The sequence below is a fragment of the Pseudomonas orientalis genome, from assembly GCF_001439815.1.
Taxonomy (GTDB): Bacteria; Pseudomonadota; Gammaproteobacteria; order Pseudomonadales; family Pseudomonadaceae; genus Aquipseudomonas; species Aquipseudomonas orientalis.
Genome location: NZ_JYLM01000005.1, coordinates 39,520 through 52,937 on the forward strand (window position 1 = coordinate 39,520; position 13,418 = coordinate 52,937).

A 13,418-nucleotide genomic window follows, 5' to 3' on the forward strand; every position below is an offset into this window, starting at 1 on the left:
GCAAGTTCTTGCTGATATTTGCGCAGGTTCTCGCTATTAATAGCCAAACCTCTCACGGATCCGAGCCCCATGAAATTCGACACGGCCTACAGCCTGAGTCTCGATGACAAGCTGTCGATCTATGACGTACGAGACCTGAATTTCGACGAAACCGCCGATTTCGATTCAGACACAGACCACTTTCTCTGCCCCAACGACGTCTGCCGCGCGGCGTTCGATACCGGCAATACACTGAGTACGTTCAACGCAAAGAACGTCAATTACCAGCGCACGCCGCACTTCAAGAACAAGACCGGCACCCGACATATCGAAGGTTGCCGCTACGCCAGCGTGCACAAGAACGCGACCGGTGAAAACGATGACGATCGCGAGGAAAACTTCCCGTCGGAGTTCGTGCTCACGCGGCGTCAATACGAACCTAAGCCCCCCCTGACAGGCGCCGGGAACGTCGCCCTGCAGGAACCAACGAAAGCCCCTTCAAATCGCGTCTCCACATCCCACGGCAACAACGACACTACCCCAGACAAAACCAGCGTATTCGCCCACCCGGTGGAATGCTACGTGTCGAATATCGATAACAAGGACAAGCTCAAATCAATGCCGTTGAAAATCGGCGAACACACGGCGACGTACTGGACGTTCTTCAAGAGAATCGAGTACCTGCAAGACAACAAGGGCCTGATCTACTGGGGCAGGATCAAGGCCATCAAGGACTACACCAGCAGCTTTCGCATCGACTTCGAAAAGAAGGTATGGCTCGACAAAAAACCCTACGCCGTCAACGTCTACCTGAGCAAAAAACTCATCGAAAACTACCGCAAGCGCACGGCATTCCTGGAGCAGATCAAGGCCGCAGCAGCCAGCGAACGAGCATTGTATTGCTTTTTCCATGGCGTCACGCCGCAGCTCCAGCAAGTGCCGAGCAAGAAGAACCCCGAGCAGACGTTCGGGGTGTTCAGCGCGAATATTGAAAACCTGGATCATCTGATCATTCGCGAGGCGCCAGGGGTGGAGTAGGCGCCAGCTGAAACACCGGCTATTTCCATGAGTTGATGAGCGGTAGGAACAACTGTATAAAAACACAGTATAGTTATGCCTCCCCTGTCGAACCTGGAGAAATCCCCATGTCCTCTCTGGCAATGAGCTCTTTCGTAGAACAGCAGATCGTCCTTCATCAATTCACCGCCAAACACAGCGCCCAGGCCCGCCTCATGTTGGGCTGGAGCCGCGAAGAGCTGGCCCGCCAGGCTGGCGTGGCGGTGCAGGCCGTTCAACAGCTGGAGAGCCACGGTGACGTCGAGGATGAAACTCGACTGGCCCTGGCGTTCTGCCTGGAGGCGCAAGGGCTGGTGTTTTTCCCGGGGTTTGCACCGGGATGGGGAATGAGCAAACGCCGGTTCGACGTCGTCTCGGCCGAGCCCGCCACACCTGGCATTATCTCCCGGTTGCTGGGCTCACCCGCTGCATCAATTGATTCAACAACGCCTCAACCGAATGGTGCGTAGAGTCCAGCCGGATTACCGGGCAACTCAATGGCTTCAACCAGCTTTCATGCCGACGCAAACTGCGCAGGCTGCGGTTGCCCTCGTCGTAACGCGCGGCCCAGGCAAGAAATGCGGCGCTGTTTGCATGGCGGCTACCGCCTTCGAGTATCTCGTCGCCGTACCGCTGTTGTTCTCGCACGCGCAGGCGGTGCAGGCGGACGTCGGGGTCCAGGCGCAGAAAGACCACATGGGTGAACAGCGGGATCATGATATCCCCCCATCCGCATAGTGACCCGGACAGCACCCAGCCTTCATGGCTCGCGGTGTGTTCCTGCAGCATGCGGATGCGCTCATCTTTGGGCCGGGCGACAGAGAACGGCTCCGGGGTTTGCTGCCAGTAATAGAAGTCCGAGTCGAAAAAGGCCACATTCAGGCAGTCGGCCACCGCCTTGCCCAAGGTAGTCGTACCGACGCCCGCAGCGCCAATGATGTGAATTCTGTAAGCCATGGTGTTCTCTCCATGACATTGAGTTCAAGCAGCTCCGTTATTGGGCCAGCACTGGCGGAGCTCTACGTATTATTTGTCGGTTGGCCGCACAGGGACAACCTCTGCCGTACGCCGTTGAGCAGAGGTCGGGGCACATTCAGACGTTGCCTTCAGGTACCTCAGCCGCGTTATCTGCCGTTACCGGCGCTGGCGTAAACGGAGTGCCAGGGAGGAAAGCCGGCTCTTTGATCGCCTGTGTCGCTTGCTCATAAACATAGGCAGCCGACAGCAACATGGCCTCGCTGTCCGCCGCGCCGTAAAGGTAAAGTGCCGTTGGCATACCCTCGTCATCCATGCCAGACGGAACGGACATTCCCGGGTAGCCCGCCGCAGCGCTGCAAAAATAATTGTTTGAGAGAAAATTCGACACCATGGCGTCGAGCTTGTGCTCTTTCATCGGATCATCGATGGCTTTCTGAAAGACGGGGAGGACGGCCTTCCACAGCTTATCGCGCTGGTCCTGAGTCGTTTCCAGGCCGTTGATAAGCTCCAGCAACTTCTGGTCAGGCTCACCGGGTTGCAAGTTACGCTTGTTGAATGCAATCAGCTCCGTCAGCGATTTGACAGGCAAGCCTTCGCGTCCGGCAAGATACTCTTCCAAGTGATGCTTGACGTCTGAAAACAACGCTTCGTTGTAACCGCCATAGGTTCCCTCATCAACGCCATCCTCGAGCGTACCCACAGGCACCAGGATCGCACCTTGAGACCGCAACACCTCAAGCGCCTGTACGTAATGCTTGCTGTCGGCGCGCTTCGCGGGGTCCCTTGCCTCCTCTGCGGACAATTCAGGCACAGGCGTGTAGCCAATTCGCTTGCCTTTCAAGGCATCGGATCGCAGACCTTCGGTGTAGACACGGGTCTCGGTCATGGCGTTGAGCGCTTCTGCCGCATCGCAGACATTGCGGGTGAACGTGCCAATCGTGTCCATGCGTGAACTGGTCATGACACCCTCGTTGCTCAGCAAGCCTACAGAGGTCTTCAAACCAAAGACGCCGTTGTAAGCCGCTGGAGTAATGACTGATCCGTTGGTTTCCACCCCCAACGCCAGCGGCACATGCCCCTGGGCAACCGCCACGGCGGAGCCTGAACTCGATCCTGCTACTGCCCCTCCCAGGCGATGTGGGTTCAACGTCTGGCCGCCTCGCGAGCTCCAGCCATCCACGGGTAGTTCAGAGCGGAAGTTGGACAGTTCGCTCATGTTGGTTTTACCTACAACCACCACCCCTGCCTTCAGCAAGTTGTCCACAACCTTGGCATTCCTGGTGGCGCCCTTCCCCACCAAAGCCTTGGAACCAGCGCTTGTTTGCATACGGCCACTGGTTTCGAATACATCTTTGAGCGCGATCGGAACGCCGTGCAAATACCCACGCACATGGCCCTTTTTACGCTCCAGATCGCGTGCCCTGGCGTCCTTGAGCGCATCCGGGTTGGTTTCTACAAATGCGTTACCGCCCTGCAGTCCACGATCAATAGTGGCGATTTGTCTGAATGAATTTTTCACCAGCGACTCTGAGGTGACTCCGCCGCGACTGGCCATCTCCCCTGACATTTGACAGGCGCCCTTGAAGCCCTGCGGTGGGCTTGAAAGCTCTCGCAGCAGACCTGCCGCCCACCCACCTGCCGAAATTGGTCCGATCATGAAATACCCCTGTAACTGACTGAATGAGAGCTATCGGCCGATAACCCAACACCAGTCTAAGAGGCTGTTAACGCGCCTCTTTACAGGCTAATCCGGCTGCCCGGCATGATCATTCCATACCCGCTGTAGGCACGTCGGGGGGTATCAGTTGAGCGCAAGCACGCAGCAGAACCTTCACGCGCGCTCCCGCCCAGCGAGCTCCGTAAAACCAGAGTCGGGTCCCATCTTCCAGTGCCTGGCAGCCACTGGGGTAACCGCTTCTGCAAGCGGCGTGAAACGCTTGGCTTTGCTCATCTGACACCAAGGCATCCAAACGATGGCTGGCCACAAGCTCGTCGATGGCAGTGCCGGATTCAAGCGGGTCGTCCGTACGCCGCGTGTCCACTGCCACTAACTCCACCCCCGCCTGGCGCAGGATGGCGAAGGCTCGGCGCGAGGCTACGCTCTGGTCACTGGGTTCAAAATGCCCATCGCGTACATATCGGCTTACATAGCCGATTCGCCAACCATCCAGCATCGGAGCGGCACCGAAAGCACTGTTGTTTTGCACCAGCGGGACTTCCACCATTACGGGTTCAGTGGGGTCGACACCACTGATGGCCACCAGTGATAAAGCGGGGTCTCGCGTGGGTTTGATCATGGGCGCCAGAGCATTGTAGCCGGGTATGAGCACCGCTCCCTCAGCGCGTCCGGCAGCGAAAACGATAGCACCGGGACTGGCGCTATCGGTTCCCGCCTGGGTGGTGCTGGAAGGGCCAGGTTCGGCGCTCCCCTGCGCAAAGGCGTGCGGCGACGCTGAGAAGCAGGGTATGCCCAATCGCCAGAGTTTCTTGCAGTCGTCGTTCATGCCAACGTCTCCCCCGAAATTAAGTTTCCGAGGGATCATCGCACTCCCTTCCGACGTTTGTCGCAGCGTTGAAACACCCTGAAAACACCTTTTCCCACGCGTTCGTTACTTAGCCTGCGGCGTGTTCTTTTGCATCATGCGTCTCTACTTCCAACCACCACGCATGCCCTCGCTCGGGCTGGTTGAGCCTGAATGCCTGTCCCATGGCCGGTGTGGCGATCGACACATTGCGCTCCCAGGCCAGCGCCATGATGCGGTCGAACGGCTCGTGCCAGGCGTGGAACGCCAGGTCGAACGTACCGTTGTGAATCGGTAGCAGCCAGCGGCCCTTGAGGTCGATATGCGCCTGCAAGGTCTGCTCCGGCTGCATATGCACATGGGGCCAGTCGACGTTGTAAGCCCCGGTTTCCATCAGGGTCAGGTCAAACGGTCCGTATTGCTCGCCGATCCGCTTGAAGCCGTCGAAATACCCCGTATCGCCGCTGAAAAAGATCCGCCGCGCGTCATCGATCATCACCCAGGAACACCAAAGGGTCTGGTTGCCGTCAAACAGGCCACGCCCGGAAAAATGCTGCGCCGGCGTGGCAACAAAACGGATGCCATCAACCTCGGTGCCCTGCCACCAATCCAGTTGCCGCACCTTGCCGGCATCCACACCCCATTTGACCAGTGTGTCTCCCACGCCCAAAGGCGCAAGAAAGTACTGCGTCTTGTCGGCTAACTGGACGACAGCCGTGCGGTCGAGGTGGTCGTAGTGATTGTGGGACAGGATCACCGCCTCCAACGGCGGCAGCTCTTCTAGGCTGATAGGGGGCTGGTGGAAACGCTTGGGGCCGGCCCAACTGAACGGCGAGGCGCGCTCGGCGAACACCGGGTCGGTGATCCAGAACTTGCCGCGCATTTTCAGCAGCACGGTTGAATGGCCCAGGCGGAACACACTGTGATCAGGAGCTGCCAGCAAGTGTTCGCGGGTCAGTCGTTGTACCGGGATGTTGCCCACAGGTCGCGTAGTGCGCGGCTTGTTGAACAACATGTTCCAAAAGATACGCAAGGTCTTGCCAAAACCACCGTGCGGCACCGGCGCATCGTTATTGAAATGCCCCTGGTCCCGCTCGGCAGGCTTGCGCGCAGCGGGTGCGGGATCAAGACGGGTTGAAAGGGTGGCCATTACACAGTGACTCCTACGTCCGCTGATAATTACACTGCACAGTGTAGTTTCTACATTGCAACAAAACTCTGAACAAGTAAACTGCCAAGTGTAATTTCCTCTTCGAGCCGAACGTCCTCCATGAATGCCTCCCCACGCCTCACCGACCGCAAACGCGAAGCCATCGTGACGGCGGCCATCGCCGAATTTCGCAGCAATGGCTTCGAGGTCACCAGCATGGACAGGATCGCCGCCACCGCCGGCGTTTCCAAGCGTACGGTTTACAATCACTTCCCCAGCAAAGAAGAGTTATTCGCCGAAATTCTCCACCAGTTGTGGGCCAGCAGCGCCGCGCAGCTGGATGTGGCGTACAGCAGCGACCAGCCTTTGCGCGATCAACTGCGCAGGTTGCTGGAAGCGAAAATGAAGATGATGGCGGATGCCAACTTCCTCGACCTGGCGCGCGTGGCCATTGCGGCCACTATTCATTCGCCGGAACGCGCCCAGGACATGGTCAACCGCCTGAGCGAACGCGAAGAAGGCTTTACTCTATGGGTACGCGCCGCCCAGGAAGACGGCCGACTGAGTGGCGACGACCCGGCGTTCGCCGCCCACCAGATACAAAGCCTGCTCAAAGCCTTCGCATTCTGGCCGCAGATTACCCTTGGCCAACCTACCCTCGACGCAGCCTCCCAGGCCCATGTGATCGAATCGGCGATCGATCTGTTCCTCGCAGGTTATGAGGTCGATTCTCACCGCGCCCGGTAACAAATCGGCATCAGTCGTCTTACAACTCCTCGTCTGAATCTTCCTCCTTCAGGCCGCTGCGATAGCATAATGCCGCCATTGGTCGCCTGGTCAAAAAATACGCCTCCCAAGCGGCGAACTTCTTGGCTGGCCAATCACTCTGAACCCGTTGTTCCACCCCTCTGTCAGCACAAGGAAGCTGGCAATGAGCAAGTCAACCGTGAGGCCCAGGTGCCCTACGGGGTCAGGCGCATCTACATGGAATCCTCATACGCATGCCTGCTCGAGCTCCCGACCATGCTATTCAATGCTTACAAAAAAACCATCACTGCCTTGCAACACACCAATGCCCAACAGGCCAGCCTGCTGGACGCGATCGAGCGTTCCATGGCCGTGATCGAATTCGACTTGCAGGGCACGGTACTGCGCGCCAATGACAACTTCTTCAAGACCATGGGTTACCGCGCCGAACAGGTCCTGGGCCAGCCCCACCGGATGTTCTGCACACCGGCGTTCGCCCGCAGCGCCGAGTACAACCAGCTGTGGACGCAGCTGCGCAACGGCCAATTCCAGTCAGGCACCTTTGAACGGGTGGGTGCCAATGGCCAATCGGTATGGCTGGAAGCCAGTTACAACCCGGTAAAGGATGACGCCGGCCGCGTGATCAAGGTGGTGAAGTACGCGATGGACGTCACCCCACGCCTGCAGGCCGAAAGTGAAACCAGCGCCAAGCTGCAGGCCATCGACCGCGCCATGGCGATGATCGAGTTCAACCTCGATGGCACCATCATCACCGCCAACGCGAATTTCCTGCAGCGCATGGGCTACAGCCTGGCGCAGATCCAGGGCAAGCATCACCGCCTGTTCTGCACCCCGGCGCTGGCCGGCAGCGCCGCCTACAGCGAATTCTGGAAGCGTCTTAACCAGGGTGAACTGTTCAATGGCCAGTTCGAACGCGTGGACAAGCATGGCAATACGCTGTGGCTCGAAGCCAACTACAACCCGGTGTACGACGCCAGCGGGCGTCTGTGCAAAGTGGTGAAGTTTGCTTCGGACGTCACCGCCCGTGTGCAACAGCATGCGGCCGATGCGCAAAGCGCTGCACAGGCGTATCACCTGTCGCTGAACACCCAGGACATGGCCGAAAAAGGCGCCGACGTGATTCAGAAAACCGCCACCGGCATGCGCGACATTGCCGTCGACATCGACGCATCCTCGCAGCTGATCGCCAAGTTGGGCGAGCGATCGCAACAGATCACCACCATCGTCAACACCATTCGCGGCATCGCCGACCAGACCAACCTGCTGGCTCTCAACGCCGCCATCGAAGCCGCCCGCGCGGGCGAGCAAGGCCGTGGCTTTGCCGTGGTGGCCGATGAAGTACGCCAACTGGCGGCGCGCACCAGCGGCTCCACGGCGGAAATTTCCGGCATGATCGCCATGATCCAGGACGAAACCCGCCAGGCCATCGACAGCATGGACGCCACCCGCGACCGCGCTGCCCAGGGCGTGGAGCTGGCCAATCAGGCCGGTACGGTGATCCTGCAGATTCGTGAAGGCACCAGCGAGGCGGTGCAGGCAGTGAGCGCGTTTGCCAATGAGCGGGGCAATCGCTGACGGCTTCTTCATGTGCCTGGCCGGGGCTCGGTCTATAGTGCGTAGGCCTTACGCCACCGACGCGAGCCCGCCATGCCTTCAGAAAAACCTGACCCGATCCCTGTCGACCACCTGCGCTTCCATCGGCACCACGCGCACCTGGCGCCGACCTTTGGCAACGATACCTTTGCCCTCAAGGCCGAAGCCTTCGCGCGCTTCTTCGGCACGCCGACGTTCCTCGGCGCGCAAACCGCCATTGTGGTGCTGTGGGTGGTGCTGAACGTGACTGGCATCACCCACTTCGACGTTTACCCGTTCATCCTGCTCAACCTGGCCTTCAGTCTGCAGTCGGCGTATGCCGCGCCGCTGATCCTGCTGGCGCAGACGCGCCAGGCTGCGCGCGACAAAGCCCAGTCCGACGCCGACGCACAACACCGCGAAGCCCTGGCCAGCGCCAATACCGTACGCCAGGCCCAGGCGCAACAGACCACCCAACAGTTGCTGGAACTGCTGGAGCAGAACACGCGGCTGACGCAAATGACCAAAGAGCTGACCGAACGTATCGAAACCCTGACCTGTGAAATGCATCAGCACTTTGTACGCAAAACTTAATGGCGCAGCCAGCGCACATGTCGCCCCAGCTCATCAAACAGCGTCACCACCGAGCGCAACGCCCGGCAATCAGGGCGCGTCAACAGCCACAGCGCCGTGTCATGGCCTGCCAAAGCGGGGCCCAGGGGTTGCAAGCCATCGTTCATCAGGAAATCCGGCAACGCCGCCACCCCCAGTCCGGCGCGTACCAATTCCGTCACCGACTGCATGCTGTTGCAGCGATAACGGGGACGCACGCCCGGCAGATGTTCGCGGCGCCAGGCCACCGTGGGGTGATCGGGTAAAAACTCGTCCGGCGCGATCCAGGCCAGGTCGGCCAGTTCCTGGCCTGCATGCCGACGGGCATAGTCGGCACTGGCGCACACCTGATACGTCACCGTCCCAAGGCAACGTCCGACCAGATGCTCCGGCGGTGTTCTGGTCAGGCGCAGCGCGATGTCCGCATCGCGGCGGCTGAGGTTGGCGAAATCATTTGAGGTGCTCAGCTCCAGGATCAACGCTGGATAGTCCGCCATGAACCTGGGCAGGGCGGGGAGCAACAGACCTTGCAGCACCGCGTCGGTACAGGTCAGGCGCACCGTGCCGCTGATCACTTCACCGCCCTGCTCCACACTGATGCGCGCAGCCTGCAAGGCAAGTTCAGCGCGCTCGGCCTGTTGCGCCAAGTGGTTGGCCAGGCTGGTAGGCAGATAGCCGGCGCGGCTTTTTTCAAACAGCGTCTGGCCCAGGGCGGCTTCCAGGCGCCGCACCGCACGGAACACGGTGGACACATCCACCCGCAGCAAACCCGCCGCTCGCGCGAGAGTGCCGCCACGAACCAGGGCGAGGACCAGCGACAGGTCGGTGTAGTCGAGCTGATAGTGCGCGGCTGCATTGAGCATGTGGGAAAACGCCAATATCGATTGCGTGAGCGCCAATCTATAGTGCCCACCAGGACACTACAAGCCATGGGATGCACACGATGAACGACACCCCGCTGTACCGGTTCGACGGTTTTTGGTGCGTGCCCGCCAGCCCTTACCGCGAAGGCGCGCTGCGCGCCGTCCGATTTGCCCTGCTCAAGGCGTGCCGGGAGGCCTCGGCATGATCGCCAGGACTCCGGCACCGCCTTACTACGCGGTGATTTTCAGCTCACTGCGCACCGAGGTCGACCAAGGCTACGGTCAGGCCGCCACGCGCATGCTGGAACTGGCGCGTGAACAGCCTGGATTTCTCGGCGTGGAGTCGGCGCGGGAAGAGGGTTTGGGCATCACCGTGTCCTACTGGAGCAGCGAAGCGGCGATCCTGGCGTGGAAACAGCAGGCCGAGCATCGGCAGGTGCGCGAGCAAGGGCGTTCGCTCTGGTACACAGCGTTTCAAACTCGCGTATGCAAAGTAGAGCGCGATTACGCATTCCCGACATGAACATCAGCCCGCCTTCACATAGGTGCAGGCCTGGCTGACCAGACTGCGCAACGCACTGATCTGCGCAATCTCGACCCGGCGCATATACACCCGCAACGGTTCGCTGATGTTGAGTCGGTCGTCGATATTCTGCTCCTGCAGTAACTGAATGCGCGCGCGCGACAGGAGCATGGTGTGGTCGGCAGCCGGTACCCAGACGAACTCGGCGGTGGGAATGATGCCGTCATCGGCCACGTCCATGCCGAAGGCATCTTCGCTGAAACGCACGATGTACTGACCCGTCTTGCGGTTCAGGCCGACAAAGCCGTGGAGTTGGTCGGCGGCCTGGCAGATAAGCTCGGAAGTGATGCGCATGGTAAACCTCACTGAAAAGTCCCACAGGGACTGGAAAGATGGTTTACACGCGTGGCAAAAAATACCGCCCTCTGACGGGGCAGCTGTGGCCAAGAGTACTGCAATACATCACAGAAAAACCCTAAAAATTGTCCCGCGGGCAGGTTAATGTCGGTTTGGTGATAGCGCCTTTCGCAATCAGTTGTTAAAAAGGACACCTTCTCAAAGTCACCTCCATGAAAGGACTTCGCATATGCCTGTCACGTTAACCAACGGCCCGGTGCGCACCACGATAGGGAGTGCCGTGCTGCTGGCGCTGATGCTCGGCCTTGCTCCCGCACAGGCTGCCGACCCGATCAGCCCGGCTGAACTGGCGACAAACGAAGGCATCCCCTACCCTGCCGTGATCGCCCACCGTGGCGCGTCCTATGATGCTCCGGAGTCCACCGCTGCCGCCTACAAGGTCGCGCGCGACCTGGGCGCCGACTACCTGGAGCTGGACCTGCAGCGCAGCAAGGATGGCGTATTGTTCGCCCTGCACGACAACAACCTGCAACGCACCACCGACGTGGCCACCAAGTTCCCCGAGCGCAAAGACGCGCCGGCCAACGAATTCACCTGGAAAGAACTGCAAAGCCTCGACGCCGGCAGCTGGTTCAACGCCGCCTACCCGGACCGCGCACGCCCGGGTTTCGTCGGCCTGAAAATCCAGAGCCTGGATGACATCATCAAGATCGCCGAAGGCAATCCGCAACATAAACCCGGCCTGTACATCGAGACCAAGGAGCCCAAGCAATTCCCGGGCATCGAGGCCGACCTGAAAAACAAGTTGCTGGACAAGGGCTGGTTGAGCTCCGCCGGCTCCAAGCTGGGCAAGAGCAACACCGGTGTCGGCCAGGGCAAGGGCCGTGTGGTGCTGCAAACCTTCGAGGTGGCCAGCCTGAAAGAACTGCAGAAAGAAATGCCCAACACGCCGAAGATCCTGCTGTTGTGGGTCGGTGAAGGCAGTATTGAACCCAAGTCCAAGGTGACGTTCGCCGAGTCCGGCGAAGCGACCAAAGCCGCCTATTACGCCAAGCAAGAACCGAAAGACGCGGCCGAGTTCGAAAAATGGGTCGACCAGGCCAAAAGCCTCGGCGCCATCGGCACCGGCCCTTCGGCGGAGCTGACCGACCATGGCGACCAGAGCTACACCGACCTGGTCAAGCCCGAGATGAACAAGCTGACCCACGACAAAGGCCTGCTGGTGCACGTGTACACCGTTGACGAGCCGGTCGACTTCGACAAGGTGATGAAAGCCGGCGTCGACGGCATCTTCACCAACCGCGCAGCCGAACTGCTGAAGTTCTATAAGCGCTGGCCGTCGTCCAGCGTGCAGGACCTGCTGGACGATTATAAATACTGACGCATTGGTGTCAGTGAGCCATTAAGGATGAGTTAAGTTGCGCCGGTTAATCTGGCGCCACTTAAACAGCTCAACCAGAAGGACACACACCATGAAAACCTTGACCGCTTTGTTCGCTGCCACCGCACTGACGCTGACTGCCGGCCTGGCCCAGGCGGATGTTCGTCCGGATCAGATTGACGGCCTGCTCAAGTCCGGCGCCGTGATGCCTTTCGAAAAACTCAACGCTGCGGCCGTGGCCAAACATGCTGGCGCCACGATCAACGACACCGAGTTGGACCACAACAATAGCGGCGTACTGGTCTATGAAGTTGACCTGACCGACACCGCCGGCAAGAACTACGAAGTGAAGCTCGACGCCAAGACCGGCGCTGTGCTGGAAGACAAGCTCGATACCTGAGTTACCTGAGTTGAACTGCCAAAAAACGCGCCACCTTCGGGTGGCGCGTTTTTTTGTGGGCGCACGTCCAATCGTCACATAATCGTCATCACGCCTTGCAATGATTCGCGCATGCGAACCTGTGAAACGTCCTACAGGCGCTTTCTCTGCGAGCCTCCATGAACCACAGCATCGACCACGCCCATCAGGATCCCGACCTGTTTGGCCTGCTTTACGGTTTCCGCTTTCTGCCCGGCGAAAAAGGCCAGCAGATTGACTCCGCTGCAGCGCTGCAGTGCCTGCAACAACCCGGCGACCCGCAGGAATTTCTCTGGCTGCACCTGAACCTGGCCCATGCCGCCTGTGAGCGCTGGATGCAAACGCACCTGGAACTGCCCGAGGAGTTCTTCGAAGCGCTGCACGAGGGCTCGCGCTCCACGCGCATCGAGCACGTCGATTCAGCCCTGCTGGCAGTGGTCAACGATGTGGTCTTCAACTTCAGCAGCATGGTCTCGTCGGATATTTCCACCTTGTGGGTGTGCGCCCGCAGTCGCTTGCTGATCAGTGCGCGCCTGCAACCGCTGCACTCGGTGGATAAGTTGCGCTCGTCGGTAAAGGCCGGTGAACACTTTCGCTCGCCGCTGGAGTTGCTGGTGCATTTGCTGCGCGACCAGGGCGAAGTGCTGACCCAGATCGTGCGCAAGACCAGCCTCAGCGTCGATCATATCGAAGACCAGTTGCTGTCCTCGCGCCTGTCCACCAACCGCGCCGAACTCGGGGCCGCGCGTCGCGTGCTGGTGCGCTTGCAACGCCTGCTGGCGCTGGAGCCGGGCTCGCTGTTGCGCCTGCTCAACCGGCCGCCGCAGTGGCTGCAAAAGGAAGACGTGAAGGAGTTGCGCAAATCCACCGAAGAGTTCGCGCTGATCATCAACGACCTCACGGCCCTGGGTGAGCGCATCAAGCTGTTGCAGGAAGAAATCGCCGCCAATCTCAACGAGCAAAGCAACCGCACGCTGTTCACCCTCACGGTGGTGACGGTTCTGGCGCTGCCGATCAACATCATTGCCGGTTTTTTCGGCATGAATGTGGGTGGGGTGCCGCTGTCCCAGGACCCGGAAGGATTCTGGATACTGGTCGCGCTGGTGGCGACCTTCACCTTGATTGCCGGGCGCTGGGCCTTCAGAAAGCGTAGGGATTTGATGAATTGAAAGGCGCCCCCACGCGTAAACACTGACCTGCCGCAGCACTTCTGTAACATTTTGCAATGATCATGAACGC

Annotated in this window: 16 protein-coding genes; 10 read left to right on the forward strand and 6 right to left on the reverse strand. The window is 59.6% G+C overall.

Annotated elements, in window-relative coordinates:
• The first annotated feature begins 69 nt into the window (after window positions 1–69).
• Together TU82_RS13805 and TU82_RS27890 are read left to right on the forward strand one after the other, a co-directional pair.
• The gene (locus TU82_RS13805) at window positions 70–1,017 is read left to right on the forward strand and encodes a hypothetical protein (protein ID WP_057723738.1); all 948 of its coding nucleotides are present in this window, start codon (window positions 70–72) and stop codon (window positions 1,015–1,017) included.
• Window positions 1,018–1,124: 107 nt separating this feature from the next.
• Window positions 1,125–1,505: a helix-turn-helix domain-containing protein gene (locus TU82_RS27890; RefSeq protein WP_082632019.1), complete on the forward strand. Its 381-nt coding sequence runs from the start codon at window positions 1,125–1,127 to the stop codon at window positions 1,503–1,505.
• Here TU82_RS27890 and TU82_RS13815 read toward each other — a convergent pair.
• From TU82_RS13815 to TU82_RS13830, 4 genes are all read right to left on the reverse strand, one after another.
• Window positions 1,435–1,992 (reverse strand): AAA family ATPase, encoded by a 558-nt coding sequence (locus tag TU82_RS13815; protein ID WP_057723740.1) that lies wholly within the window; start codon window positions 1,990–1,992, stop codon window positions 1,435–1,437. The genes TU82_RS27890 and TU82_RS13815 overlap by 71 nt on opposite strands.
• Window positions 1,993–2,128: 136 nt before the next feature.
• Window positions 2,129–3,580 carry an amidase family protein gene (locus tag TU82_RS13820; protein ID WP_057723741.1) on the reverse strand — a complete coding sequence of 484 codons (1,452 nt, stop codon included), beginning with the start codon at window positions 3,578–3,580 and terminating at the stop codon, window positions 2,129–2,131.
• A 199-nt stretch (window positions 3,581–3,779) separates the two neighbouring features.
• Complete coding sequence (locus TU82_RS13825) at window positions 3,780–4,517, reverse strand: hypothetical protein (protein WP_173667476.1); 738 nt, start codon at window positions 4,515–4,517, stop codon at window positions 3,780–3,782.
• Window positions 4,518–4,626: 109 nt separating this feature from the next.
• Window positions 4,627–5,685: an MBL fold metallo-hydrolase gene (locus tag TU82_RS13830; RefSeq protein ID WP_057723742.1), complete on the reverse strand. Its 1,059-nt coding sequence runs from the start codon at window positions 5,683–5,685 to the stop codon at window positions 4,627–4,629.
• A 120-nt stretch (window positions 5,686–5,805) separates the two neighbouring features.
• Here TU82_RS13830 and TU82_RS13835 point away from each other — a divergent pair, with 120 nt between their 5' ends.
• From TU82_RS13835 to TU82_RS13845, 3 genes are all read left to right on the forward strand, one after another.
• Complete coding sequence (locus TU82_RS13835; protein ID WP_057723743.1) at window positions 5,806–6,432, forward strand: TetR/AcrR family transcriptional regulator; 627 nt, start codon at window positions 5,806–5,808, stop codon at window positions 6,430–6,432.
• A 276-nt stretch (window positions 6,433–6,708) separates the two neighbouring features.
• Window positions 6,709–8,028 (forward strand): methyl-accepting chemotaxis protein, encoded by a 1,320-nt coding sequence (locus TU82_RS13840; RefSeq protein ID WP_057723744.1) that lies wholly within the window; start codon window positions 6,709–6,711, stop codon window positions 8,026–8,028.
• A gap of 72 nt (window positions 8,029–8,100) precedes the next feature.
• Window positions 8,101–8,619, forward strand: a complete 519-nt coding sequence (locus TU82_RS13845) for a DUF1003 domain-containing protein (RefSeq protein ID WP_057723745.1) — start codon at window positions 8,101–8,103, stop codon at window positions 8,617–8,619.
• Here TU82_RS13845 and TU82_RS13850 read toward each other — a convergent pair.
• Window positions 8,616–9,500, reverse strand: coding sequence for a LysR family transcriptional regulator (locus TU82_RS13850; RefSeq protein WP_057723746.1), 885 nt, complete (start codon window positions 9,498–9,500; stop codon window positions 8,616–8,618). The genes TU82_RS13845 and TU82_RS13850 overlap by 4 nt on opposite strands.
• An 80-nt stretch (window positions 9,501–9,580) precedes the next feature.
• Between TU82_RS13850 and TU82_RS29355 the strand changes: the two genes are divergently transcribed.
• The gene (locus TU82_RS29355) at window positions 9,581–9,706 is read left to right on the forward strand and encodes a hypothetical protein (RefSeq protein WP_276307144.1); all 126 of its coding nucleotides are present in this window, start codon (window positions 9,581–9,583) and stop codon (window positions 9,704–9,706) included.
• A complete protein-coding gene (locus TU82_RS13855) occupies window positions 9,703–10,023 on the forward strand; it encodes an antibiotic biosynthesis monooxygenase family protein (RefSeq protein WP_057723747.1) in 321 nt (106 codons plus the stop codon). Before TU82_RS29355 ends, TU82_RS13855 begins: the two co-directional genes overlap by 4 nt.
• A gap of 3 nt (window positions 10,024–10,026) precedes the next feature.
• On the opposite strand, the gene TU82_RS13860 is transcribed toward TU82_RS13855, so the two are convergent.
• On the reverse strand, window positions 10,027–10,377 hold the full coding sequence (locus tag TU82_RS13860) for a DUF2025 family protein (protein ID WP_057723748.1): 351 nt from the start codon (window positions 10,375–10,377) through the stop codon (window positions 10,027–10,029).
• Between the two features lie 232 nt (window positions 10,378–10,609).
• On the opposite strand from TU82_RS13860, the gene TU82_RS13865 reads away from it, so the two are divergent.
• The 3 genes from TU82_RS13865 (at window position 10,610) to TU82_RS13875 (ending at window position 13,348) form a co-directional block, all read left to right on the forward strand.
• On the forward strand, window positions 10,610–11,761 hold the full coding sequence (locus TU82_RS13865) for a glycerophosphodiester phosphodiesterase family protein (protein WP_057723749.1): 1,152 nt from the start codon (window positions 10,610–10,612) through the stop codon (window positions 11,759–11,761).
• 91 nt (window positions 11,762–11,852) lie between these two features.
• Entirely contained in the window at window positions 11,853–12,161 is a 309-nt protein-coding gene (locus TU82_RS13870; protein WP_057723750.1) for a PepSY domain-containing protein, read from the forward strand.
• A gap of 158 nt (window positions 12,162–12,319) precedes the next feature.
• Complete coding sequence (locus tag TU82_RS13875) at window positions 12,320–13,348, forward strand: transporter (RefSeq protein WP_057723751.1); 1,029 nt, start codon at window positions 12,320–12,322, stop codon at window positions 13,346–13,348.
• Window positions 13,349–13,418: the final 70 nt, after the last annotated feature.